Annotated in this window: 22 protein-coding genes, 1 tRNA gene and 2 pseudogenes; 10 read left to right on the forward strand and 15 right to left on the reverse strand. The window is 50.6% G+C overall.

Annotated elements, in window-relative coordinates; all coding sequences use genetic code 11:
- Positions 1–102 (forward strand): smalltalk protein, encoded by a 102-nt coding sequence (locus tag BLU97_RS16045; protein ID WP_155949436.1) that lies wholly within the window; start codon positions 1–3, stop codon positions 100–102.
- A gap of 51 nt (positions 103–153) precedes the next feature.
- Here BLU97_RS16045 and BLU97_RS07995 read toward each other — a convergent pair whose 3' ends face one another.
- Positions 154–1,365: an ATP-binding protein gene (locus BLU97_RS07995; RefSeq protein ID WP_074761031.1), complete on the reverse strand. Its 1,212-nt coding sequence runs from the start codon at positions 1,363–1,365 to the stop codon at positions 154–156.
- A gap of 357 nt (positions 1,366–1,722) precedes the next feature.
- Here BLU97_RS07995 and BLU97_RS08000 point away from each other — a divergent pair, with 357 nt between their 5' ends.
- From BLU97_RS08000 to BLU97_RS08010, 3 genes are all read left to right on the forward strand, one after another.
- The gene (locus tag BLU97_RS08000; RefSeq protein ID WP_074761032.1) at positions 1,723–2,697 is read left to right on the forward strand and encodes a hypothetical protein; all 975 of its coding nucleotides are present in this window, start codon (positions 1,723–1,725) and stop codon (positions 2,695–2,697) included.
- A 28-nt stretch (positions 2,698–2,725) separates the two neighbouring features.
- Positions 2,726–5,713, forward strand: a complete 2,988-nt coding sequence (locus BLU97_RS08005) for a hypothetical protein (RefSeq protein ID WP_139208939.1) — start codon at positions 2,726–2,728, stop codon at positions 5,711–5,713.
- Positions 5,714–5,794: 81 nt separating this feature from the next.
- Positions 5,795–6,742, forward strand: a complete 948-nt coding sequence (locus BLU97_RS08010) for a PrsW family glutamic-type intramembrane protease (protein WP_175456338.1) — start codon at positions 5,795–5,797, stop codon at positions 6,740–6,742.
- On the opposite strand, the gene BLU97_RS08015 is transcribed toward BLU97_RS08010, so the two are convergent.
- Complete coding sequence (locus BLU97_RS08015) at positions 6,735–7,601, reverse strand: coiled-coil domain-containing protein (RefSeq protein ID WP_074761035.1); 867 nt, start codon at positions 7,599–7,601, stop codon at positions 6,735–6,737. The two genes, BLU97_RS08010 and BLU97_RS08015, sit on opposite strands and share 8 nt — an antisense overlap.
- 2 nt (positions 7,602–7,603) lie before the next feature.
- Positions 7,604–8,302, reverse strand: coding sequence for a 16S rRNA (cytidine(1402)-2'-O)-methyltransferase (gene rsmI / locus BLU97_RS08020; protein WP_074761036.1), 699 nt, complete (start codon positions 8,300–8,302; stop codon positions 7,604–7,606).
- Positions 8,303–8,397: 95 nt separating this feature from the next.
- On the opposite strand from rsmI, the gene BLU97_RS08025 reads away from it, so the two are divergent.
- From BLU97_RS08025 to BLU97_RS08035, 3 genes are all read left to right on the forward strand, one after another.
- Entirely contained in the window at positions 8,398–9,000 is a 603-nt protein-coding gene (locus tag BLU97_RS08025) for a thymidine kinase (protein ID WP_074761037.1), read from the forward strand.
- Entirely contained in the window at positions 8,975–10,075 is a 1,101-nt protein-coding gene (locus tag BLU97_RS08030) for an AI-2E family transporter (protein ID WP_074761038.1), read from the forward strand. The genes BLU97_RS08025 and BLU97_RS08030 overlap by 26 nt, the downstream gene beginning before the upstream one ends.
- Positions 10,076–10,147: 72 nt before the next feature.
- Positions 10,148–10,220: transfer RNA gene (locus BLU97_RS08035), tRNA-Lys, on the forward strand.
- A 61-nt stretch (positions 10,221–10,281) separates the two neighbouring features.
- Here the strand turns inward: BLU97_RS08035 and BLU97_RS08040 are convergent.
- The 11 genes and pseudogenes from BLU97_RS08040 to BLU97_RS08090 form a co-directional block, all read right to left on the reverse strand.
- The gene (locus BLU97_RS08040) at positions 10,282–12,672 is read right to left on the reverse strand and encodes a TIM-barrel domain-containing protein (protein ID WP_074761039.1); all 2,391 of its coding nucleotides are present in this window, start codon (positions 12,670–12,672) and stop codon (positions 10,282–10,284) included.
- A gap of 5 nt (positions 12,673–12,677) precedes the next feature.
- Positions 12,678–14,315: a glycoside hydrolase 43 family protein gene (locus tag BLU97_RS08045; RefSeq protein ID WP_081352926.1), complete on the reverse strand. Its 1,638-nt coding sequence runs from the start codon at positions 14,313–14,315 to the stop codon at positions 12,678–12,680.
- Between the two features lie 39 nt (positions 14,316–14,354).
- Complete coding sequence (locus BLU97_RS08050) at positions 14,355–14,786, reverse strand: hypothetical protein (protein ID WP_074761040.1); 432 nt, start codon at positions 14,784–14,786, stop codon at positions 14,355–14,357.
- Positions 14,787–14,792: 6 nt separating this feature from the next.
- Positions 14,793–14,945, reverse strand: coding sequence for a hypothetical protein (locus BLU97_RS16050; RefSeq protein WP_175456339.1), 153 nt, complete (start codon positions 14,943–14,945; stop codon positions 14,793–14,795).
- A gap of 12 nt (positions 14,946–14,957) precedes the next feature.
- Positions 14,958–15,563, reverse strand: a complete 606-nt coding sequence (folE, locus tag BLU97_RS08055; RefSeq protein WP_013063830.1) for a GTP cyclohydrolase I FolE — start codon at positions 15,561–15,563, stop codon at positions 14,958–14,960.
- The gene (locus tag BLU97_RS08060) at positions 15,563–16,180 is read right to left on the reverse strand and encodes an SPOR domain-containing protein (protein ID WP_139208941.1); all 618 of its coding nucleotides are present in this window, start codon (positions 16,178–16,180) and stop codon (positions 15,563–15,565) included. Before BLU97_RS08060 ends, folE begins: the two co-directional genes overlap by 1 nt.
- Before the next feature lie 17 nt (positions 16,181–16,197).
- Positions 16,198–18,164 (reverse strand): annotated as a pseudogene (tpiA, locus tag BLU97_RS16435) (triose-phosphate isomerase).
- Complete coding sequence (locus BLU97_RS08075; RefSeq protein ID WP_074761042.1) at positions 18,161–18,727, reverse strand: DUF1599 domain-containing protein; 567 nt, start codon at positions 18,725–18,727, stop codon at positions 18,161–18,163. The pseudogene tpiA and the gene BLU97_RS08075 overlap by 4 nt, the downstream one beginning before the upstream one ends.
- A 130-nt stretch (positions 18,728–18,857) precedes the next feature.
- Positions 18,858–19,211 (reverse strand): hypothetical protein, encoded by a 354-nt coding sequence (locus tag BLU97_RS08080; RefSeq protein WP_074761043.1) that lies wholly within the window; start codon positions 19,209–19,211, stop codon positions 18,858–18,860.
- Entirely contained in the window at positions 19,208–20,377 is a 1,170-nt protein-coding gene (locus BLU97_RS08085; protein ID WP_074761044.1) for a glycoside hydrolase family 5 protein, read from the reverse strand. Before BLU97_RS08085 ends, BLU97_RS08080 begins: the two co-directional genes overlap by 4 nt.
- Positions 20,378–20,407: 30 nt before the next feature.
- Complete coding sequence (locus BLU97_RS08090; protein ID WP_074761045.1) at positions 20,408–21,778, reverse strand: alanine/glycine:cation symporter family protein; 1,371 nt, start codon at positions 21,776–21,778, stop codon at positions 20,408–20,410.
- 160 nt (positions 21,779–21,938) lie between these two features.
- On the opposite strand from BLU97_RS08090, the gene BLU97_RS08095 reads away from it, so the two are divergent.
- The 3 genes and pseudogenes from BLU97_RS08095 to BLU97_RS16440 form a co-directional block, all read left to right on the forward strand.
- Entirely contained in the window at positions 21,939–22,217 is a 279-nt protein-coding gene (locus BLU97_RS08095) for a hypothetical protein (protein WP_013063461.1), read from the forward strand.
- A gap of 63 nt (positions 22,218–22,280) precedes the next feature.
- Positions 22,281–23,720, forward strand: coding sequence for an HD domain-containing protein (locus BLU97_RS08100; RefSeq protein ID WP_074761046.1), 1,440 nt, complete (start codon positions 22,281–22,283; stop codon positions 23,718–23,720).
- Between the two features lie 46 nt (positions 23,721–23,766).
- Positions 23,767–23,955 (forward strand): annotated as a pseudogene (locus tag BLU97_RS16440) (alpha-N-acetylglucosaminidase N-terminal domain-containing protein); the annotation flags it as partial.
- Here BLU97_RS16440 and BLU97_RS16445 read toward each other — a convergent pair.
- A complete protein-coding gene (locus tag BLU97_RS16445) occupies positions 23,952–24,023 on the reverse strand; it encodes a hypothetical protein (RefSeq protein WP_410543912.1) in 72 nt (23 codons plus the stop codon). The pseudogene BLU97_RS16440 and the gene BLU97_RS16445 sit on opposite strands and share 4 nt — an antisense overlap.
- Between the last annotated feature and the right edge of the window lie 29 nt (positions 24,024–24,052).

A 24,052-nucleotide genomic window follows, 5' to 3' on the forward strand; every position in this document is an offset into this window, starting at 1 on the left:
ATGAGTAAGAAGGAAACCCTGAAGTTCATCGTGCAGATGATTGCCAGTATCGCAACGGCGATAGTAACAGCCCTGGGCGCCACCAGCTGCATGGGCATGTAGAAAGTAATCCCCCCGCTGAATCATCAGCGAGGGGATTTTATTGTATTATCATTAATATAAGAAACCTAGCATCCAGAGTGGGAGTTTTGCACCATCGGGCATATCCCAGTCGTCGGCAAAAATATACGAATCCTTTATACCTGCTATCTGCGAGAAATCCTTGCTGCGACCGCCAATCTCGAATGTGTACTTCGAGTCAACAAGAAAATCACCTTGCGCTTTTCCGTATTCAACATTATGCGACTCTGTGAGACTGCCCACGGCAAAGGTTTCGCGTAGTGTTCCTATTTCAACCTTGGTAGGGGCTAGGGCATACATGATATTTGGGTTTTCGAGATATACCTTATCGGGTTTCGAGAGCTTGCCTATTTTCTTTTTTTCAGAGTAAAGCAGATTTAATACTTTGGCATCTCCCAGGTATTTCAGGTATTCCACCACCGTGTCGCGACCAATTTCAAGGGCTGCGGCAATTCGGTTGGCATTTAGTTCAAAAGGTATCTCGCTGCATATCATCGCCACAAGTGCCTGCAGTTTTCTTACATTGGCCACGTCAACCTTGCATATCTGGGGTAATTCTGTTTCAATAATATAGTTTACCACCTGCTCTATTTTGGTGTGATACTCGCCCTCGCCTTCAAGTAGAAAGGGGTAGTAGCCTTTTTTCAGATATTCCTTAAACAGTGCGTTGGGCTTGCACTTAGTCGACACCGTTTGCCATAAATCGTAAGGGTGCTTCAGAATGTCGTCTAACGTCCATTTTTCGAACTCCAATCCATGATAAAAACGTAAAGCTTCGCGAAACGACAATCCTGCCAGTGTATATTTTACGGCTCGTCGTGACAGGTCAGCATCGCCTTCTTTTAGTTTAAGTAGTGATGATCCGCTTACTATCAACTTCAGGTCGGGATAGAGTTCGTATATTTCCTTTATTTCACGACTCCAGTCGGTATTGCCCGATTTGTACTTGTGGATTTCGTCGATGGCTAGCAGCTCGCCGCCTCTTACGGTAAACTCTTCGGCTAGTTCCACCAGTGTGCGCGTTGAAAAGTCGACAGTATCAGCTGAGCAGTATAAAACCCTCCTGTCGCCAGGTTCGTATTTCTGTTTGATATACTGCTTAATGAGCGTTGACTTGCCCACACCTTTTGCACCGATAATGCTAATTAGCTGGGCGTTCCAATGGATTGTATTTGCTATTTCGCGTACAATCTCTGTGCTGGTATTGGCCAGTAAACGGTCGCTTTTTCTAAATAATGCATCCATAAGCTATCATTTTTGGGGCAAAGATAATAAAAATGTTGCATACAACCAACACTTTTTGATAAAAATGTTGCTTGCGCGCAACACTTTTTATAAGATTATGTTGTCTGTGCGCAACATTTTTGCTACACCGCTACAGTGCTACAGTTAAAAAATCCCCCGCAGGCCATTCACATGGGTTTTGACGGGGGGCATAATTATTAAAAAGAGAGATTGTTACTCTTATTCATAGAATCCAGTATAACGCTGTCCCGAAATGCGATACTTCAAGCCGTTAAGGTGTAATTTTTATAAAAAAAGCTTGCGCCGTATTATTTTTTTGCGTATATTTGCAGCCGTATAACCTAAAGCAATATAGTTATGAAGAAGAAATCGTTAATTATCCTATGTGTTGTTGCAGCAGTAGTTGTTGTAGGATTTGTATCGTCGAATTTAATTCATTGGCCCATTGACGTAAATAAGACCGAGGGCGACATTGGTAAGGTTAACCGTTTCTCTCGTGACGCCGACGCCGAGAAGCTAACTAATATGGAAGAGTTGCTGAGGACCGATTCGGATTATCAGGAAGCGATGGTGATGTCTTATGCTTTGATGCAGTTACGCTCTGAGCAGTTTGCCAGTCTGGTTGACATGTCGAACCAGGTGGCTGGCCAGATTGCCGAGTATGCACCGCTGATTCAGAAGATGAATGGGATTGGCAAAATGGTTAACAATGTGAATGCACAGCTGAACGATGTTGGCAAGCAAATGGAAAAAGCTCTGAGTGGTGAGGAATGCCCCGAACTGACACAGAACACCATCAATGCCTCGCTGGCCTACACCCAGCTGCAGAAGCAGAATGCACTGGCTAACCAGTTTATCGAGACTACCGACAAGTATCTGGCCAATGCCAAGGGTAGCGACCAGTTGAAGCTGGTGCGCGACCAGTGGGTTGACTATCAGAAACTGACCGCTGCTATCGAAGGCAATAAAGAAAGTGCAAAGGCACTTGACGAAAAGGGCTACCTGCTGACATCCGAAAAGGCTGATGCTGCACTCGGTGCGTATGCCGATGCTACACAGAAGGTGATGCGCCTGAACACAATGATTTGCAGTAAACTGCATATGAGCACCAACCTGAATTCTAAGCTTATTTTCGGTCGTGTAACAGAAAATCGCGAAAAACTGGGTTTGTGGGCCGGTAACAGTGAAAAACTGAATGCGTACCTCTTGAATACAGCCCTGATGAATCAGACTGACGCTGCTATGAATTTGAAACTGCCCAACCAACTTAATATCCTTATCAAGTCTACGGCTCTGGGTAAGCAGCCTAGACCTCCCTTCATAGAAAAATAAAACAAGCAATACGGTGTACAATCAGAGTATGTTTAAACGTATTGTTTTGTTGATACTGATTCTGCTCCCGATGTTCACTCAGGGGCAGAATCAGACTTATTTCCAGTATCGTACCGACGAAGCTACACTGGTGTTCTTCGATAAGAACCTGTCGCGCTACATGCCTCACATGATGCGCAACTTTCAGTTGGGCAAGGCGTTACATCAGCAGATATGGACCACCGACTCGGTATATCAGCCCGAACCACCACTGCTGTTGCTGACCGACTGGGAAGACGATGGTAACGGTGGTGTAACCCCGCTGCCACGATCGTTGATACAGATTGGTATGGCACCGTTCAACATGTCGTACTATGTGGCGCCGTCGGGCGAGCGATACCGTCAGCTGTTTAAGCATGAGTACACCCACACCGTGATGACCGATAAATACAATCTGCGCGACAAGCACTGGCGCAGTTTGTTTGGTACGAAGGTGTGTACCGATAATACCCAGCCCATTTCCGCCCTGTGGAGCTATCTGTGCGTGCCGCGCTGGTATGCACCACGCTGGTATCACGAGGGTATCGCCTGTTTTATGGAGACTTGGCTTGGCGGAGGACTAGGCCGTGCACTCGGTGGCTACGACGAGATGTACTTTCGCAGTATCATTGCCGACAACGAAAAGTTGTTCTCGGTGGTGGGACTCGAAACCGAAGGTTCTACGATGGACTTCCAGGTGGGCGCCAACGCCTATCTGTATGGTACGCGATTTGTGAACTATCTCACTAAAAACTACGGTTACGACAAACTGATTGCCTTTTACAATCGCACGGCCGATAGTCGCACGTTCTTCGGTAGTCAGTTTAAGAAAATCTACGGTCAGTCGCTGCGCAAGGTGTGGGACGACTGGAAGCTGGACGAGCAACGCCATCAGCAGGCCAATCTAGCTACCATCCGGCAGTATCCCGTTACACCCACAACGCCCGTCACACCCAAGCCGCTGGGCTCGGTAGCGCCGCTGGTGTACGACTCTGTGAGCAATAAAGCCTACACCGCCCTTAATACCCCAGGTAAGTTGGCTCAAATCGCTGAAATCGACATGGCCACAGGCGAGCTGCGAAAACTGCACAACCTGAATGGCCCCACACTCTACGATCCTGCCTTCGTGGCGCTCGACACCCGCCATCAGCGCGTTATCTATACCACCAACAACGGCAAATGGCGCGGACTGGAGGTGTACGACCTGCAGCAGAACCGCGTGGTGAAACGCAAGAAGTTCCAGCGTATCAACAACATCGTGTATGATAACACACACGACTGCCTGTATGGACTGCTTTCGAATGCCGGCACGCAAACCGTCGTGCGGTTGGATAGCGACTTGGAGAATACCGAGCCCATCTATGCATTTCCGTTTGGCGTGAGCGTGTTTGATGTTGATGTGAGTCACGATGGCACATGGCTGTCGATGACCCGACAGGGCAACAACGGCGAACACACCCTGTTGCTGTTTAACCTCCAGGAGTTTGAGCAGGCCATTTACAAACCGGTAGAACTGGTGACGTGGCGCGATGCCAATCTGGGACAGTTCCGCTTTTCGCTCGACGATCAGTATCTGGTGGGCAGTAGCTACTATACCGGTGTGTCGAACCTCTGGCAGATAAACATAGCCACCCGGCAGATGGAGATGCTTACCAATGCCAGCATAGGTATGTTTGCACCGATCGAAATACAGCCCGGACGGTTACTGGCGCTGCAGTTTGAGCGCGACGGTATGCGACCGGTAACACTCGACCGCCAGGTGGTGACCGATGCCAATGCCATAAAGCTGTACGGGCAGGCTGCCTACGAACAGAACCGCGAAGCGCTCGAACAGGTGGGCTTGCTGCACGACTCACTGCCCAGAATCGAGTTTGGCGATGTCTACAACCATATCACCCCCTACCATGTGCTCAAGGAGATGCGCTTTGCAGGGGCTTATCCCACCATCTCAGGCTTTACCGATGCCGACAGTTGGAATCATGTCACACCGGTGCTGGGTTACCGATTGGCGGTGAACGATCCCGTGGGACTGAGCAGTATCAGGCTCTCGCTGGGCGTATCGCCATGGAGCCACAACCCCTGGAAAAACCGGTTGCATGCCGACCTGGAGTGGCAGTACTACTTCTGGAAACTCAGGGCGGCTTGGAACCACACCGACTTTTACGATCTGTTCGGTCCGAGGCGTACCAGCCGTAAGGGCTATAACGTGGGCATCCAGTACGACTACAGTAATAATCTGATAGCACCCTACACCCGCGAGTGGGGATTCTCGGTGGATGCCTATGGCGACATGGATGCACTGCCCATGTATCAGGAGATAGCAGTGAACGACGTGAAATCGCTGCAGACAGCAGCACTCTACGGCAAAGTATCCAAACTGCGCAAGTCGCTCGGCGGGGTGATGGACGAGCAGGGCTACCAGCTCAGCATCAACGGCTATGGCTATCTGGCTGGCGGCACATTCTATCCATCCATTGAGGGCACTGGCGATTTCGGTACGTTGCTGCCGTTCGACCGTAACACATCTTTCTGGTTGCGTACGGCTGCAGGCCATAACTTCGGCGATGCCCAATCGGTGTTCGGCAATACCTATCTGGGCGGATTCCGCAATAACCGTGTTGATAACCGCGATGCCTTCCAGTACCGTACAGCGCTGGCCATGCCTGGTGCCGACATCGATGCCATACAGGCACACTCGTATGCCAAGGCCACTGCCGAACTGAACCTGCGCCCCATTCGAATGAACAACTTCGGCGCCCTGTTCTGCTATCCCACGTGGATACAGTGCTCGCTCTTCGGTACAGGTCTGTCGGCCTGGAATCCCGGTACGAAACATCAGATGTATTACAGCACAGGCATACAGCTGAGTACCGAACTGGTGTTTGTGAACTATCTGAAGACGACACTCTCGGTAGGTTTCGGACATCTGTTTGCCCCCGAGGGTTTTGCTGGCGGCAGGCATGGCAACGAGTTAATGATATCCTTAAAATTACTATAAATGCAGTTTGTAGCTTCGCTATTACCTATTATAATATATATACTGGTAGTTTACAAGATTGATAATTTTGCACTTGTAAACATGCGTAGGCTACTGCAGTTGGTGGTGGGTGGCATGCTTACGGCATTGGTGTGTTTCGGCTTGTTCAGCTGGCTTGCTGACTGGCTACCCGACGGCGTGCATCCAGTGACTGAAGAGGCGGTGAAAGCCGTGCCGCTGCTGGTGCTGGCATGGCGCAAGCGTATGGTGTTCTTTATCGATAGCGTTATCTGCGGTGCTGCTGTGGGTGGCGGGTTCTCTATTCTCGAAAACCTTTTCTATCTGGTACTGGGGCAGGATGCTGGCTTGGGCACCATGCTGTTCCGTGGGTTGGAGGTGGCACTTGTGCACATTGGTTGCAGTGCCGTGGTGGCTGCTGGCTTGGTGCTGGTGGTGCGACAAACGGAGCGGTGGCGTTCGCGACTGGAAGTAAGGCCGTTCGATGTGGTGATGACCATCCTGCTGCTGGTGGCTGCCGTTGTTGCACACGTGTGTCATAACCATCTGCATTTCAATCCTGTCACGCAGTTTGTGTGCGTGCTGGCCGTGATGGGTGGCCTGCTGGCATGGACCTACTTCTACGATGTGGATATGATTCACCGTTGGCTCGACAGGGGGCTCGACGAGCAGATACAGCTGTTCCAGAGTATCCGCGACGGGCAGTTGATAAATACCTCGACAGGCGCTTTCCTCGAGTCGGTCAAGGCTTCGTTTCCGCCATTGGTTTATTTCGATATCATCTGTTACGTGCGTCTGCATGCCGAACTGTCGGTAACGGCCAAGGTGCGTTTCCTGATGCGCGAGTCGGGCATGCTACCCCCGTTGGGTGAGAATGAGCGTCAACAGGTGCTGGCCAAGTATCGGGAGTTTAAACAGATGGAAAAAAATATGGGCGCATCGGCCATGATGACCATTGCGCCCGTAGTAAAGTTGCATCCGGCTGATGTGAATGCCTTTCGCAACCTGATTAGCGAGTGTAGTATTACTTAACCTGGATTACCAGATACTTGCTGGTGCTCCAGAAAGCGATAGGATCGTTGATGCGCAGGATGAGCTGCTTGTTGGCATCGGCGGTTAAGCGGTACGAGCTGGCGGGGTGCGAGGTGAGTACCTTGGCATCCTTGCTGTACAGCTTGATGTCGCGATCCACGCGGATATCAATCTTGGTGAAGTACTCGCGGTTGAAGTTGCCCTGCAGAATCTTGCTCTTGCTGAACAAGCCGTCCTTGGTCAGAATCTGCTGCTTCTTCAGTTCGTCCTTAGTACCGAAAACAAACCAGGCAGTGTTAAGCTGCTTGTCCTGCTCCTGCAGTTTCTGAGCCTGAGCGTCGTTCTCGCTCTTCATGGCGCGAGCGTCGTCCTGCATGGTGTTGATCTCGTTGTTAAGCTCGTTGATGTGGATATCTTTCAGGTCCAGCTGGGCCTGCATCTCGGCTATCTGCAAGTCCTTCTTCTCCATCTGCTCCTGCAGGCTGGCGATAATCTTCTTCAGCTTGTCGCCCTTGATCGAGCTCTCGCGGGCCTGCTGCTGCAACTTGGCAATCAGATCCTTGTTCTGCTGCATCATCGACTGGATGTACTGGAAGTTCTCGGCTATACGCTGCTTACTGTTGGTACCCTCGCCCTGCTTGGCCAGGGTAACACGGTTCTGAGCGTCGGTAATCTCACGAAATCCGTCCTCAATGTCGATTAAGGTGGTCATCATGTCGTTAATCTCGTCGTCCTTCTGGGCAATCACCTGGTTCAGCGAGTCGCGCTCGGCGCGGGCTGCGTTCTCAGTTTTCTTGGCGCCCTCATTACAACTTGCCAGTGCGGTAAGGCACAGGGCAAAGATAAATAACTTTCTCATAATTACTTTTGTTTATTTGATTGTTCTTTATGATCGTTTCCTGCCAGGATGATTACAATCTCACCCTTGGGCTCGTGCTCCTTGAAATGGGCTATCACCTCTTCCAGCGAGCCACGTACACTCTCCTCGTGTATCTTGGATATCTCGCGGCACACGCTTACCTGGCGCTCGGGACCGTAGGCCTCGGCAAACTGCTGCAGCGTTTTTACCACGCGGTAGGGACTCTCGTAGAATATCATGGTGCGCTGCTCGTCCTTCAGCGATTCTATCTTGGTCTGGCGCCCCTTCTTCTGTGGCAGGAATCCCTCGAATGCAAAGCGGTCGCAAGGCAATCCGCTGGCCACCAGGGCGGGCACAAAGGCTGTGGCACCTGGCAAACATTGTACTTCGATGCCTGCGCGCACGGCCTCGCGCACCAGGAAGAATCCCGGGTCGCTAATGCCTGGTGTGCCAGCATCGCTTATCAGTGCTACGTTCTCGCCTGCCTGCAATCGGGCTACGACCGAGGCCGACGTTCCGTGTTCGTTAAACTTGTGGTGCGACATCAGCTGGTTGTGAATCTCGTAATGCTTCAGCAGTTTGCTCGATGTGCGAGTGTCTTCTGCCAGCACCAGATCCACTTCTTTCAGGATACGGATGGCTCGGAAAGTCATGTCTTCCATATTCCCAACTGGAGTCGGTACGATGTATAATATACCCATAACAAGGGGCAAATATAAGGCAAATTGACGGAATAGACAAAAAAACACGCAAATCTTTGCAATTTTTAAAAGGTATTTTGTAATTTTGCAACCATATGATAGAAAACTTAACAGGCGAGGCACACCGACCTGGAAGAATTGAAGTAGTGTGCGGCTCGATGTTCTCGGGCAAGACTGAAGAGCTGATCAGGCGAATGCGCAGAGCGCAGTTTGCCCGTCAGAAGGTGGAGATTTTCAAGCCGGCTATCGACGTGAGATACTCGGAAGAGGATGTGGTGAGTCATGATCAGAAACACATCCAGAGTACACCCATCGACTCGCCGGGTAGTATCCTGCTGCTGTCGAGCGATATCGACGTGGTGGGTATCGACGAGGCCCAGTTCTTCGACATGGGTATCGTAGATGTGTGCAACGAGCTGGCCAACCGCGGTGTGCGTGTGATTGTGGCCGGACTGGATATGGACTACAAGGGCGTGCCCTTCGGACCCATGCCTGCTCTGTGCGCCATTGCCGACGATGTTACCAAGGTGCATGCCATCTGCGTAAAGTGTGGTAATCTGGCTTACGTGAGTCACCGTAAGGTGGAGAGCGACCAGCGCGTGCTGCTGGGCGAGACTACCGAGTACGAGCCCCTGTGCCGCGAGTGTTATCAAAAAGCAATAAAAGAGGAAAATGAAAGAAAAGACAATCACGCTTGATCAGCTGGTACGCTGGGTGGGTGCCGGCCTGTTGGTGATAGGCATTCTGCTGCTGGTAAACTACCTGAGCAGTGTGCTGTTGCCATTCTTTGTGGCTTGGCTGCTGGCCTATCTGCTTTATCCTGCGGTTAAGTTCGTGCAGTACAAAATGCATGTGGGCAACAGGGCATTGAGCATTGTTATCACGCTGGTGCTGTTGATTGCCCTCATGGCTGGTGTTATCTACCTGATTATACCGCCTATGATTGAGCAGTTCGAGAAGTTGGGCAGTCTGGCTTCCGACTACATCCAGAAGGAGGCGCACATCAAGGATATTCCTGGAGCCATACAGCTGTGGATAAACCAGAACAGCCGCGAGATTGAAAAGTTCTTTAAGAGTGCTACGTTTACCGATAGTCTGAAGACAGTGCTGCCCGGACTGTTTAACGTGCTGGGACAAACGGCCACGGTTATCATCGGTATCGTTGCCTCGCTTATTACCTTATTATATATGTTCTTTATCCTGCTGGATTACGAGTACCTGACGGACAACTGGATTCGCATCTTCCCCAAGAAGAGCCGTCCCTTCTGGCAGGCACTTGGTAAGGATGCCGGACAGGCGCTTAACAACTACGTGCGCGGACAGGGCACGGTGGCGCTCATCATGGGTATCCTGTTCTGCATAGGCTTTACGATTATCGATTTCCCCATGGCCATCGGTCTGGGTATCATGATAGGTATTATGGACCTGGTGCCATATCTGCACACCTTTGCGCTGATACCTACGGTGCTGCTGGCACTGCTCAAGTCGGCCGATACGGGGCAGAACTTCTGGGGAATCCTGGCGTTGGCCCTGCTGGTGTTCATCGTGGTGCAGCTGATATGCGACATGATTGTAACGCCTAAGGTGATGGGTAAGGCCATGGGACTGAACCCTGCCATCCTGCTGCTCTCGCTCTCGGTTTGGGGCGCGCTGCTGGGCTTTATCGGACTGATTATCGCCCTGCCGTTAACCACACTTTTAATTGCGTATTACGAGCAATATGTGACAAAAGATACAGAAAATGAGGGTGATAACGAAAAATCTTCCGAATAAATTTGGTTAATTCGGAAAAACTTCGTACCTTTGCACCCGCTTTCGTAAGAAAGCATCCGTCATACCAAGGTTGATCCGTTAGCTCAGTTGGTAGAGCACAACACTTTTAATGTTGGGGTCTTGGGTTCGAGCCCCAAACGGATCACAGAAAAGAGAGAGACTTTCGGGTCTCTCTCTTTTTGTTTTTTCCGTTTCGTGTTCTCGATTTATAACTTGACTGTTACTTGATTGCCGTTGTAATCGATGGTCTTTGTGGTGCCATCGGGCAGAACCAATGTAAACTTGCGGTCGAGCAGCATGCCCTTGTAACCACCTTGGCGGGCACTGATGTGCAGTGTGCGGGTGCGGTCGGTCCAGGTAAAGATGATGTTAGAGTAGTAACCCTGCTCGTAATTGTAACCATCACCCTCGTCCTCGTACAGCGAGAACTCGGCATCGGCACCTGGGTAGATGCGTATCTCGAGGTTGTCCCATGGCTTCTCGCCTACGTACTGCATCACAGGCCCCAATGGCACAATGCTACCGGCACGTACAAACATAGGTACCTGATCGAATCGGGTAGTAAGCGCCACGTTCTGTCCGCCCTTATACAGCTTGCCTGTCCAGAAGTCGTACCAGTTGGCACCCTTTGGCAGGTACTTGGTAGCGGTCTTAGTAGCGTTCCAGTCAACTGTCTGCTGTCCGCTTTCTGCTGTCACCTCCTTACGGTTCCAGCCAGTCATGGCATCTTCCTTGACAATCTTTTCCTGTGTGTACTGGGCCTCTACGATGGGAGCTGCCAGGATGCTACGACCAAACATAAACTCATCGGTCATGTCCCACACCTTCTTGTCGGCGGCAAAGTCGCTGAATAGGGGGCGCATGTAGCTATCGTTGTTGCTGGTTACCTGCGAGGCTATACTATATAAATAAGGTATAAGGCGATAGCGCAGATTAATCTGCTTTTCGATAGCATCGTAAACGGGCTCGCCTTTCTTGCCAAACTGCCATATCTCGCGAGGGGCATCGGCTCCATGACTGCGGAACACAGGACAGAACAGGCCGTACTGCATCCAGCGCACGTAGAGTTCCTGGAACTGTGGGTTCTTGGGTGCTGAACCTGCGCCCTTGGTGTTGTACGAACCGCAGAAGAAACCGCCGATATCGGTGTTGAAGTTGGGGTTACCGGTGAGGGTGAAACTCAGTCCGCATGGTATCTGATTGCGCAGCATCTCCCACGACGAGGCTACATCGCCACTCCACATGTTTGAGCCGTAGTGCTGCTGACCGGCAAAGGCCGAGCGTGTCATGATGAACACGCGCTTAGCCTCCCCCGACCCCTCCAAAGGGAGGGGAGCTTGTCGCTGTGCCTCATATACGCCTCTTACTGTTTCCAATGGGAAAAGATTACGCAACTCGCGCCAGGTTACTGAGGTTTTCCCCTTCCATTTGGAGGGGGATAGGGGGAGGCTCGTGTTGTAGTCGCTCTCCTTGGGGTTGAAGAAGTCGGGATCGGTAGAGTCCATCCACCAGGCATCGGTGCCGTAATCGTACAGCTTCTTCAGGTATTTCCAGTAGATGGCGCGGGCCTCGGGACTGAAAGCATCGTATACCTTTACGCCCGAAGGATACTCCATGATGGGAGGCCATACATGCGAGATACCGCTCTGTGGCCATGTCTCGATGGGCAGCAGCAAGCCCTTGGCATCCAGCTCGCGGAACTGCTGAGTCATCGGGCCGAAGCTGGCCCAGATACTGATCATAAAGTGGGCATGCTTCTGGTGTACGTTCTTAATCAGCTGTGGGCCCTTGGCAAAATCCTCCGACAGGAAGTCCATGGCATTCCACAGGTAGTTAGAGCCCCAGTACTGCCAGTCCTGGATAATACCATCCAGGGGCACCTGCAGTTCGCGGTACTTATCAACAATGCTCTCGGTTTCGGCTGCGGTCTTGTATCGCTCCTTCGACTGCCAGAAGCCATATGTCCACAATGGGAACATGGGCACGTCACCGCTCAGGTGGCGCATCTGTGCAATCACGCCATCGGCCGAACCGCCATACATAAAGTAGTAGTCGATCACATCGCCTGCCTCAGAGGTAAGCGACATGCCGCGTGCATCATCGTCGAACTGGGTGGGGGCGTAGTTATCCCAATACAGGCCCCAGCCTTTGATGCTCTGAATCACGTTCTGAAAGTCTTCCAGATTGCTCTGTTCCATGCGTTTGTGCTCGCCACGACGATTCATCTTGCCGTTCTGGATAGTTCCCAAACCATAGATGGCCTCGCCTTTATCAAGCGTAAAAGTCTGGTTAAGCGGTGCAAACGTGTGCGACTTTTCGCGTAGCAGCACCTTTCCTTTGGCATCAGTAAAAGTGATGCAGCCGGTCTTCTCGTCCAGCTTTACACTCAGTTGGCTACTCGATGTGGTGCTGCCCTTGCGGGTAAGCTTTACTTCCTGAGGCTTGGCAATAATCACCTTGCTCTCGGGTGTTACTGGCTGCCCTGGGTATTTTACCACATGTACAACAGAAGGTGTAAAGAACTCAATCTTTACACCTTGTGCACACATAGCAATTGGTGCCAGCAAGGCAAGAATGGCTACTGTAATTCTGTTCATAGTTATTATTGATGTTTGTTGTATGTAAACTCGTCAACATCTACGTATCCGCCCACTTTCTTGGTGGCATAGTTAAAGATACCGAATTTTGTGCCCATAAAGAATCGCTGCCAGTCGAAGCCCATGCGGAACTCGCCACCAATCTTGGTCCACTCCTTACCGTCTAGACTGTACGAGAATGTAGCGATATCGGTACGAGGCACAAAGTTGGCATCGATACGCAGCCACAGCTTCTGCTGTTTCAGTTGTTGCAGTGCTACAGTTTCAATTACCTTCACCTCTACGTTCTCAACCTTCTTTTCGCGCTGACTCAATCGTACCTGCTGGTCGCTCAGTTCGAGGGTGAGTTTCTTGCTCACCTTTTTCACTGCCATCACGGCCGAGTGGTCGTTGAATGCTGCCAGTCCGGCTACGTCGCCATCCTTCATCTTCGAGAGGTCGAGGACTACGGCGCCTGTACACTTGGGGCCTTCCATACGCTGAGTCAGTGTGTTGGGGGCCAGATACAGGTTGGGTACTACGCGTGCTGTCTTCAGTCGCAGGAAACCTGGGCGCTCGGTCAGGCTCCAGGCCTTATCCACAGGGTTGTGGTTCCACTGCCAGTGCAAACCTAACTTATCTTTCGAGAAATCGTCGGCCTTTACGATAGCTGTCTCGGGTTCGCCATTCTTCAGGGCGCGAACGCGATCGGGCACACGGCCTTCCTCGTCGCCCAGCATAGGCCAACCGTCAATCCAGCGGCAGGGCATCACTGTGAGCACACGTCCCACACCGCCACGATCCTGGAAGATGATGCCATACCAGTCGCCATCCTGGGTATCAACAATGGTACCCTGTGCCTCATAAGAAAAGCCGCCGAACTCCGACTGCAGGATGGTAGCCTTCTCGTAAGGACCCTGGATGTTGTCGGCACGGTAGCACACCTCGCGGCGATGGCGGCCGGGGGCATACACATGCGAAATCATCAGCAGGTAATACTTACCGTTATGCTTAATCATACGCGAACCCTCAAGCAGTCCGGTCTCGTCGGCCTCGCGCTTAAAAATCTGTCGGTGGGTGCCCTCAATCACGTCCGAGAGGTCCTGTTTCAACTCCATCATCTCGCCTGTACCATATACTACGTACACACGGTCGTCATCATCGAAGAACAGCGAACAGTCGTGGAAGTGGCGCATACGTGAAACTTGCTTCCAAGGCCCCTCGGCCTTGTCGGCTGTGAAAATATAGGTATCGCCCATGGCACCAGCCTCGTTTGGCGCCAGAAGCGCATAGAACTTACCCTTATGATACTTGAGCGATGTGGCCCACTGTCCGCGTCCGTAAACCGTACCCTCGGTAGGCGAGAGGTCGTACTTGGGCGAGTCGGTCAGTTTATCGAAGATGTAACCCACGGTCTCCCAGTTCTTCAGGTCCTTCGACTTCATGATAGGTGCGCCAGGCATCAGGTGCATGGTGGTAGATACCAGATAGAAGGTATCGCCCACGCGGATGATGTCGGGGTCGGGTACATCGGCCCACAGCATGGGGTTGTCGATCATGTTTGTAACAATGTTCTCATGCTTGCTTTCAGCATGATTCTGTGCCTGCATATTTGTTGAGGCGCAGAGCATCAGGGCGATGCTCAGTACAATATTGGTTTTCATATAATTGATAATAATTAGTTCGTAGTAAATACAGGGGCGTTAGTCGTCCTCGTTGCCCTTGTAATGGAACTCGGTGATTTCGGGCGTCTGTCCCAGATCTACCTCCTCGGGCTCTTTAACCTCTGGCTGATTCAGGCGTTGCTCGTAGCCTTTGTGAATCGTGCCAACCTCCAGCAGGATGTCCTCGAAGAATACCGTTGGGATGATGATACCGAATATACCTACACCAACGCGAGTACCCTCGGGGTGCATGTTGTTGTGGAGGTAAGAGGTTGAGTAGAACGTATGACGATAGGATACCAGACGATTGTATTTGTGGTAAGTCTGCAGATCGTCCTGAGGTATCACTGTTGTATCGGCAGTGGTAAAGATAAATGTCAAGTTGTGCACATAGTCATCCACTACATCGCCCTTGATGCCGTCGTTAACCTCCAGGCACTGCATCAGGTTATCGGTCATCTCCTCGTTCATGTCTTCCTATCGTGGAGCGGTAAAGTAAGCTACCAGCATTCCTACCAGAATAATGACACCGAAGATGAGTATGCGGCCCAGACAGCTGCGGGTAAACTCCTGTGTAAACGACTCGTTGGTTCGGTAATTGGTGTTGTTGTCGATGTCAGCTTGATACATACCTTTTTTGTTTTAGATTTGATTATTGTGTATGAGGTTCATAAACTCCTGGCGGGTCTTGGCCTGATTAAAGGCACCGCTGAAGTCGCTTGTTGTAGTTATGCTATTCTGTTTCTCCACACCGCGCATCTGCATGCACATGTGCTTGGCCTCGATCACAACCATCACGCCTAAGGGGTGCAGGGTTTGCTCAATGCAGTCTTTAATCTGCTGCGTCATGCGCTCCTGAACCTGCAGACGGTGGGCGAAGATATCCACCACGCGGGCAATCTTCGACAAGCCTGTGATGTAGCCGTTAGGGATATAAGCCACGTGTGCCTTGCCGTAGAATGGCAGCATGTGGTGTTCGCACAGCGAGAAAAAGTCGATGTCCTTCACAATCACCATCTGGTTGTAGTCCTCCTTAAACAGGGCATCGGTCAGAATCTTGTGGGCATCCATTGTGTAGCCTTTGGTAAGCACCTGCATGGCTTTGGCCACGCGCATAGGGGTCTTTTCCAAACCCTCACGGGTAGGATCCTCGCCCAAAAGGCCGAGTATCTTCTCGTAGTGGTCGGCTAATTCCTCGATTCCATCGCGATATTTCTCGTTGTCGTATTCCTTAATCTCTATATTCATTATTGATATTGTACGGTGATTTTTCCTTTTACGATGATGGCCGATTGGTAGCCGTTGCGCTTTACACGCTCCAGCACCTCGTGTGCCTCCTCGTAGGTACGATAGTTGCCCATGCGGCAAATCCATCGTGGTGAGTAGAAATGCACATAGACAGGTACACCGGGGAACAAGCCCTTGATTTCGCTGCCTATTCTTTCGGCCTTGATACGGTCGTTACGTGAGTTGCCGCCTGCATACACCTGTACGCGATAGCCTGGCACCTTGGTTCCCTTCATAATCTTTTTCTGGATTTCCTCGGGGTTGTCAAGACTCACGGTGTCGTTGTGTTCAACCACTACGGGCTGTACCTTCGGCTTTGTTTCCTTATCCTGATTTGTGTTTGTAGCAGTATTGTTTTCTTTCTTCTCTGTTTGTTTCTGAGTGTTCTTGGGAGGGACAGGTATAGTACCTGTGGTAGCTGCAGTAGTAGCCGGACCGTTAACCAGCTCGTCGATGGCCTTAGTCTGTGTAAGGGTTATCTTGCCCTCGCCGTTCTTGCTCTGTTGCAGCCTCTGGGTAAACGACGACTGAGCATCGGCCACCATAAAGCAGCCGATGCAAAGCGTCATTATAGTCATTAATCGTTTCACTGCGATTACTTCTTCCAAGCGTCGATAATACCCTTGAAGTCGGCAGCCTTCAGCGAAGCACCACCAATCAGACCACCATCGATGTCGGGCTTAGCAAACAGCTCAGGAGCGTTGCTAGCCTTGCAGCTACCACCGTAAAGGATAGTAGTGTCGTCGGCTACAGCCTGACCGTACTTCTCGGCGATGATTGAACGGATGTAAGCGTGAATCTCCTCAGCCTGCTCAGCAGTAGCGGTCTTACCGGTACCGATAGCCCAGATTGGCTCGTAGGCGATAACGATCTTACGGAAGTCCTCCTCAGAGAGGTTGAATACTGAACCCTCGAGCTCGGCCTTAACTACCTCGTTCTGCTTGCCAGCCTCGCGCTCCTCCAGGCTCTCACCGATACAGAAGATAACCTTCAGATCGTTCTTCTGAGCCAGAAGCACCTTCTCCTTCAGGATCTCTGGAGTCTCCTTGTAGTACTCACGACGCTCTGAGTGACCCAGGATAACGTACTGAGCACCTGTGCTCTTTACCATCTCGGCGCTAACCTCACCAGTGAAAGCACCCTTCTCCTTGTCAGCGCAGTTCTCAGCGCCCAGACCAATGATGTCCTGGTCGAGGAACTGTGCGATAGATGCGAGGTGGATGAATGGAGTGCAGATTACTACACCACAGTTTGGCTTGTCAGCCTTCAGAGTCTCGTTCAGCTCCTTTGCAAGAGCGATACCATCCTGGAGATTCATGTTCATCTTCCAGTTTCCTGCTACAATTTTCTTTCTCATAATTCTACTAAATTTTATAATGTAAAAAAACTATTCACTAATCACTATTCACTGTCACTATCCACCGTATCCTTCTCTCGTCTCACCCACTTGGTCCAAGCCCAGAGGCGGTCGGCAATCGTCAGGAGTACCAGCGGTAGTACAAACCACGTTAATACCCACAGTATCTTGGTGGTTACGGTCTCGGTGGGCAACTGGCCTAATTCGCTGTCTTCAAGCTTGGTGGTCAACTCCTCCTCGGTGGGCAGGTTGTTGTGGCTCCACTTGCGTATCACCTTACCATCCTTGAGCAACAGTAGTCCAGGGTTCGAGCGAATCATCGTTTTCAGTGTGATGTCGTCGGTCTGGCAGAAGGCGTATTCAGCACCTGTCAGGTCGCGCCAGCTCTCGATGGCTTTCTCGCCACTGGCTGTCAGACAGTAGAACGGATATCCGTTATCCAGACTGTACTCGTACATCTGGTTAATCTCGTCCAATCGTGAGTCGTCGGCCTGTTCCAGATGCGGGGCAACCAACAGGAAGGTGTATCCCTCGTCGGTAAGTATCTGCTCCGTCAGGTCCTCGCCATCGCTCACCTGCTCGATAAACAAATCGGTGTAGGGCGAATCCTCGCCTTCCATCATCTTTGTCCAACCCTCGCGTATGTCGGCTCCAATGTGGTAGGGACGGAAATCGAACTGGGGTAGGGTGTACAGACTCTTGCCCGAGATAAACAGCAGAATGAACACTAGGCTGTAGTTCATCACTATCCACTGATTGCTCTGACTGATGAGTCGTGCCTGCTCCAATGGCCATTTCCATACCACGATGGCTGCGCCCAGCAGTATCACGTTCTTCCACAGCGTTTGCCAGTTGGTAAGCACCAGCGCGTCGCCAAAACAACCGCAATCGCTGATAGGGTTGCTCAAGGCCAGCCAGAGTGTGAGCGGTGTCATTACGACCATGATGGCCAGCACCAGCTTCGACACAATGCGACGCCTGATGGCAAACAGCAAGCAGATGCCTAAGAAGAATTCGGTGGCTGCCAACAGTACCGATGAGGCCAGCGTGGTAAAGTCGGGCATCATGCGCCCTAATCCGATTGCCACCAGGTAGTCCTGTATCTTGTACTGTGTACCCAGTGGGTCAACGGCTTTGACGAATCCTGAGAAGATAAACGTCAGTGCCAGCACTATTCGGCAGATGTTAACGGCAGCTTTCTTCATGCTGTGGCGTTAGCGTCGTCCTCCGATAATTTAATTACTCCAAAGACCGCGTAGTTAATGATATCCATATAGTTGGCATCGATGCCCTCGCTCACGAGTGTCTCGCCCTGCAAGTTCTCGATCTCCTTAATACGTTCAATTTTTGTCAGAATCAGGTCGGTATAGCTACTAACCCTCATGCCGCGCCACGCCTCGTCGTAGTCGTGGTTCTTACGCTTCATCAGTTCCAGGGCCTCCTTGGCATGCTCGTCGTAGAGCGCCATGGCCTCGCTGTTGCTGATGTCAACCGTATCAGCAAATCCCTTAGCCAGCTGGATAAGACCTACAATGCCGTAGTTAATCAGTGCGATAAACTCCGGACGTATGCCTTCGCCCACCAGCGATTCTTTCTTGATCTCGAGCGAGCGGATGCGCTTGGCTTTGATAAACAACTGGTCGGTTAATGCCGTGGGACGCAGGATGCGCCACGACGCTTTGTAGTCGTGCAGCTTCTTCTCGAACAGTGCTCTGCATTCTGCCAGAGCCTGCTCAAACTGAGCGTTTGTCTTTTCAAATTGGGTCATATCGGGTGCAAAGGTAGCAATTTTTAGTGAATAACGAATAGTGAATAGTGAAAAGTTGCTTTTTCTTCTACATTTATTAACAATGTATACACTAACAGCCTTCCACTATTCACTATTCACTTATCACTATTCACTCTTTATTTTGTTTCTTGTGTATGTACCTAATTTTCAGCCCCAAGGCTTCGTATTGAGTACGGATGGAATCGCGTTTTATGCGCAGTTGTGTCAGGGCGGTCAGCTCCTCGGGTGTAGCCTTCAGCGCCTGCTTGTGCGCCTCTACCTCCTTGGTCAACGCATCCAATTTTTGATTGGTTAACTGCAGCAAGCTGTCGGTCTTCCATAATTCGGCCTGCGTTTTCTTCAACTCGGTTTCCTGTTTTTCAACCAAAGCAGCCTTGCGGCGATTGATTTCCTGTCGGGTCTTCGTCTCGCCACAAGCCGTTAATATCAGTATCGCCAATAAAGGCAGTATTACTTTCTTCATTCGTCTCCCAGTTTTTTGCCACTCATCAGCAATTCAACCAATGGACGGTCCTTGAAGGTGTGGCGCTGCTGATCCCAGAAACCAAAGTCGGCATCGTAGCACCAGGTTGTCCAGGCAATGTTATACTCGTCGAATACGGTCAGCATGTCGCGTGTCCAGTTGTAAGCCAACTCACGGTCCACTGGCTCGTAAACACCCCACTCGCCACAGAACAGCTGCAGGTCGTACTTCTTGGCAGCCTCGATGGCATCCTTAAACTGTGCGCGGATGGTGTTGATATCCCAAACCTGCTCGGTATAAGGCTTCAGCTGATCCTTGATCTCTGCAGGAGCAGCCTCGTAATCCTCCTTCGATACCAGTACGCCAGGATAGTTCACCTTGCCCTGATACTTACCCAGTGGTGTCCACCAAGCACCGTAGTGTGTCAGAATCATTGGGTTGTAGTAGTGGAAACTCAGGATGATATTCTTGTCGCCCTCGGGCACCTTCAGGTACTTCATGGTCTCGTGTCCCTGCCACATGTTACTACCAATTACCAGTGTACGCTGTGGCTCCAGTTCGCGCAGGGCCTTGTGTACCTTGGCTACCAGCTGGTTCCACTGCTCGTGCTCGGGTGCTACAGGCTCGTTCATAAACTCGTAAGCCACCCAGTCGTTGCTGCGGTTCTTCAAGGTGTCCGACAGCTGCTTCCACAGGTTAATCAGTCCCTGCTGCGACTCTTCTGATGTAAACAGGGTGTTAGCAGCCTTATCGTCCTCGTTTGCTGCGTTAAAGTAGTGCGAGCGGATAATATGCAGATCCACAATGGCGCGCAGGTTGTGCTTCTTTGCCCAGTCGAGTGCGTTGTTCAGCAATCCCCAAGCCTCGGGCAACTGCTTGCCGTCCTCGTCCCAGAACTGTACCTCGTCGATGGGAATACGTACAAAGTCGAATCCTAACTCCTCCAGACGTGCAAAGTCGTCCTCCTGAATGTGCAAGCGACGGGCCTCGCCACGCTGCTCACTCTGCGACAGCCAATGACTGATGTTGGTACCGCGCTTAATGCGGAAGTTGTTCACTTGTCCAGCCTGCGTTTCGTCCTGTTTCTGGGCTTTGTTTCCGCACGACATAGTTAAACACATTGCCGCAATCATAGCTACGGCTAGCATTAAAATGTTTTTTCTCATACCTTGTTTAATTATTAATAGATTGTCACCTTATATTTTATCTTTCACTTCTTCCATCTCATCGTCCAGACGGTTGCTCCACAGGTATTTCTTGGTTTCCTGGGCAGCCACACCGCTTAGCAGTAGCAGGGCTATCAGGTTGGGTATAGCCATCAGCGCGTTCATGCAGTCGGCAATATTCCAGATGATGTCCAGATTGATGATAGAACCGAAGAAGAGCGACACGATAAACAGAATGCGGTAGAAACGGTTGGTGCGATGACCTTCCAGATAGTTCACGGCACTTTCACCATAGTAGCTCCAACCAATAATGGTGCTGAAGGCAAATGTCAGAATACCGAATGCCAACAAGGGGGCACCCACATAGGGGATTTTCGAGAAGGCCACTTTGGTAAGTGCTGCGCCATCGGCATAGGTAATGTCGGGGTAGGCCAGAATGCTGCTTACCAATACCAAGCCTGTGAGTGCACAGATAACAACGGTGTCCCAGAAGGTGGCAGTACTCGACACTAAGGCCTGGCGCACGGGGTTGCGTGTCTGGGCGGCTGCTGCCACAATGGGGGCGCTACCCAGTCCACTCTCGTTGCTGAACAAACCGCGGGCAATACCATAGCGGGCGGCCATCATCACCGTGGCTCCCACAAATCCGCCACCTGCTGCCGATGGGTTGAATGCCGAATTGATAATCAGTTGGATGGCAGGCCACACGTAGCTGTTGTTAATGCACAGTATGGCGATACAGCCCAGTACATATAGTAGTGCCATGAAAGGTACCAATACTGTGCACACCTTGGCGATGGCTTTTACACCGCCTAAGATAACCAGAGCGGTGAGCAGACAAACGGTTAAACCTATAATCCAGGCAGGTACACCGAAGGTTTCGTGTGCCAGCAGGGCTATCGAGTTGGCTTGCACCGTGCAGCCGATACCAAACGAGGCCAATGCTGTAAAAATGGCAAACAAAATGCCTAACCACTTCATGCCCAAACCACGCTCCAAGGCGTACATCGGACCGCCAAGCATTCTACCGTCGGCTGTTTTAACACGGTATTTTACGGCTAGCAGTCCCTCGGCATATTTCGTCGATATGCCGAAGATACCAGTCAACCAGCACCACAGTACAGCACCAGGTCCACCCAGGGCTACGGCTGTGGCCACACCTACAATGTTACCTGTACCAATGGTGGCTGCCAGCGCGGTGGCTAAAGCCCCGAACTGACTCACGTCGCCTTCGGCCTTGGAGTCCTTCTTTACAGAGAGTTTGATGCCTGTAAACAGTTTGCGCTGCGGTATGCGTAGTCTGAATGTTAGGAACAGGTGTGTACCAAGCAGCAGCACTATCATAGGCCATCCCCAGAGGAATGAACTCATCAGCGAGAAAAAGTCGTTTATTGGTTCCATTGGCAATGTAACTGAATTCTTGGCGCAAAGGTAGCGTTTTTGGCTGATATGACAAAATAAAAGTGGCAAATTGATATCAAAATACGTAATTTTGCAAAAAAATGTTTGGCGGTTTGAAAATTAATACTTATCTTTGCACCACTTAGAAAACTATACGCAAATGAAAAAGCTGTTGTTGATAGTTGCTGCGGTCCTGCTTCTTGGACTTGCTTACTACGGAGAGAAACCTCTGTTGACGCAAAATTCGTTGCCGGAAATGGAGGCGTTTTATAATGAGTCGTTGCATCTCGATCAGATGTCGGCCGATAGTGTTGAGAACTATATTATAAAGGTAAAGGGCTTTACCATAAATAAGCCTAATGCCAAATATGATCCGTTATACAGCAGTATTAAAGAAAATATTAAAAAGAAGACAAACAAGGATTATTTTATTTATTAATGCTAAAATAATTGGTGGAAAGGAAAAAAAAACGTATCTTTGCAACCTAAAAAGGTATATATAATGAATTTATATAGCGACGAGGAATTAGCAGAGATATTAAATCAGGACATCTTCCACCAAATAAGCGAGGCTGCAGATCGATTGGGTCTGGAGTGTTATGTGGTGGGCGGATATGTACGCGACATATTCCTGGAACGTCCGTCTAATGATATCGATGTGGTGGTAGTTGGCAGCGGCATCAAGGTGGCCGAGGAACTCAAGCGCATCGTAGGAAAGAAAGCGCATCTTAGCGTATTTAAGAACTTTGGTACGGCCCAGGTGAAATTCTGGCAGAAGGGTACCGAATACGAGGTGGAGTTTGTGGGAGCTCGCAAAGAGAGTTACAGTCACGACTCCCGTAAACCTATTGTAGAAAACGGAACGTTGGAGGACGATCAGAACCGTCGCGACTTTACTATCAATGCCATGGCCATCTGTCTGAACAAGGAGCACTTTGGTGAACTGGTCGACCCTTTTAATGGTTTGGCCGACTTGGAGGATGGTATCATTGCCACCCCGTTGGAGCCAGGCATCACTTTTAGCGACGATCCCTTGCGCATGATGCGATGCATCCGTTTTGCCACACAGCTTAACTTCCAGATTGAGGAGGAGACTTTTGTGGCCCTGGAGCGCATGGCCGACAGAATCAAGATTGTGAGTGGTGAGCGTATCAAGGACGAACTCAATAAGATTATTCTTTCTAAAACACCATCGCGTGGTTTTGTGGATTTGCAGCGTTGCGGTCTGCTCAATATCATCCTGCCCGAACTGTCGGCACTCGACATCGTAGAGCAAAAGAACGGGCGTGCGCACAAAAATAACTTTTACCACACCCTTGAGGTGCTGGATAATGTGGCTATGCACTCCGACAACTTGTGGCTGCGCTGGGCTGCCCTGTTGCACGATGTGGGTAAAACCAAGTCGAAACGTTGGGATGCGGCCATTGGTTGGACTTTCCACAATCATAATATGATAGGTGCCAAGATGGTGCCCCAGATATTCCGTCGTCTCATGTTGCCACTCGACATGAAGATGAAGTACGTACAGAAGTTGGTGGATATGCACATGCGTCCTATTGTGATTGCCGATGAGATTGTGACCGACTCGGCTGTTCGTCGACTGATGAACGATGCAGGCGAGGATATCGAGGACCTGATGACATTGTGCGAGGCTGATATCACCTCGAAGAATGAGGTGCGCAAAAAGATGTTCCTTGAGAACTTCCGCATGGTGCGCGAAAAGTTGACCGACCTGAAGGAGAAGGACTACGTGCGCCTGTTGCAGCCTGTGATTGATGGTAACGAGATTATGGAGATGTTCCATCTGCAGCCCTGCCGTGAGGTAGGAGTGCTCAAGCAGTACCTGAAGGATGCTGTATTAGATAATAAGGTGGAGAATGAGCGTGAACCGCTCATGGCATTGTTAATGGCAAAAGCAAAGGAAATGAAACTAATTAAGTGATATGAGGAAACTACTAACTATTATCGGAATTCTGCTGTCTATACAGATGTGGGCAAATCCTGTAGATGATTTGCTGGAAAGAATCGACAAGGGCGCTTCGGCCAGGTTTAAAACACAGCTGGTAAAGAGCGACAAGGATTTCTTTGAACTCGACCAGGCTGGCAATAAGGTGGTTATCCGCGGTAACTCGTGGGTAAACATCGCTTCGGGACTGAACTGGTATCTGAAATATTATGCCGGTGTACACCTCTCGTGGAACCAGATGCAGGCCAAACTGCCTGCCAAGCTGCCTGCAGTAACCAAGAAGGAGCGCCGCGAGACTGATTTGTCGC

Source organism: Xylanibacter ruminicola (assembly GCF_900107775.1).
Classification (GTDB): domain Bacteria; phylum Bacteroidota; class Bacteroidia; order Bacteroidales; family Bacteroidaceae; genus Prevotella; species Prevotella ruminicola_C.

Bases quoted from the DNA above. Each gene is read 5' to 3' on its own strand.
- BLU97_RS16045 (WP_155949436.1), top strand. From the start codon at position 1: ATGAGTAAGAAGGAAACCCTGAAGTTCATCGTGCAGATGATTGCCAGT.
- BLU97_RS07995 (WP_074761031.1), bottom strand. From the start codon at position 1,365: ATGGATGCATTATTTAGAAAAAGCGACCGTTTACTGGCCAATACCAGC.
- BLU97_RS08000 (WP_074761032.1), top strand. From the start codon at position 1,723: ATGAAGAAGAAATCGTTAATTATCCTATGTGTTGTTGCAGCAGTAGTT.
- BLU97_RS08005 (WP_139208939.1), top strand. From the start codon at position 2,726: ATGTTTAAACGTATTGTTTTGTTGATACTGATTCTGCTCCCGATGTTC.
- BLU97_RS08010 (WP_175456338.1), top strand. From the start codon at position 5,795: ATGCGTAGGCTACTGCAGTTGGTGGTGGGTGGCATGCTTACGGCATTG.
- BLU97_RS08015 (WP_074761035.1), bottom strand. From the start codon at position 7,601: ATGAGAAAGTTATTTATCTTTGCCCTGTGCCTTACCGCACTGGCAAGT.
- rsmI (WP_074761036.1), bottom strand. From the start codon at position 8,302: ATGGGTATATTATACATCGTACCGACTCCAGTTGGGAATATGGAAGAC.
- BLU97_RS08025 (WP_074761037.1), top strand. From the start codon at position 8,398: ATGATAGAAAACTTAACAGGCGAGGCACACCGACCTGGAAGAATTGAA.
- BLU97_RS08030 (WP_074761038.1), top strand. From the start codon at position 8,975: ATGAAAGAAAAGACAATCACGCTTGATCAGCTGGTACGCTGGGTGGGT.
- BLU97_RS08040 (WP_074761039.1), bottom strand. From the start codon at position 12,672: ATGAACAGAATTACAGTAGCCATTCTTGCCTTGCTGGCACCAATTGCT.
- BLU97_RS08045 (WP_081352926.1), bottom strand. From the start codon at position 14,315: ATGAAAACCAATATTGTACTGAGCATCGCCCTGATGCTCTGCGCCTCA.
- BLU97_RS08050 (WP_074761040.1), bottom strand. From the start codon at position 14,786: ATGAACGAGGAGATGACCGATAACCTGATGCAGTGCCTGGAGGTTAAC.
- BLU97_RS16050 (WP_175456339.1), bottom strand. From the start codon at position 14,945: ATGTATCAAGCTGACATCGACAACAACACCAATTACCGAACCAACGAG.
- folE (WP_013063830.1), bottom strand. From the start codon at position 15,563: ATGAATATAGAGATTAAGGAATACGACAACGAGAAATATCGCGATGGA.
- BLU97_RS08060 (WP_139208941.1), bottom strand. From the start codon at position 16,180: ATGACTATAATGACGCTTTGCATCGGCTGCTTTATGGTGGCCGATGCT.
- BLU97_RS08075 (WP_074761042.1), bottom strand. From the start codon at position 18,727: ATGACCCAATTTGAAAAGACAAACGCTCAGTTTGAGCAGGCTCTGGCA.
- BLU97_RS08080 (WP_074761043.1), bottom strand. From the start codon at position 19,211: ATGAAGAAAGTAATACTGCCTTTATTGGCGATACTGATATTAACGGCT.
- BLU97_RS08085 (WP_074761044.1), bottom strand. From the start codon at position 20,377: ATGAGAAAAAACATTTTAATGCTAGCCGTAGCTATGATTGCGGCAATG.
- BLU97_RS08090 (WP_074761045.1), bottom strand. From the start codon at position 21,778: ATGGAACCAATAAACGACTTTTTCTCGCTGATGAGTTCATTCCTCTGG.
- BLU97_RS08095 (WP_013063461.1), top strand. From the start codon at position 21,939: ATGAAAAAGCTGTTGTTGATAGTTGCTGCGGTCCTGCTTCTTGGACTT.
- BLU97_RS08100 (WP_074761046.1), top strand. From the start codon at position 22,281: ATGAATTTATATAGCGACGAGGAATTAGCAGAGATATTAAATCAGGAC.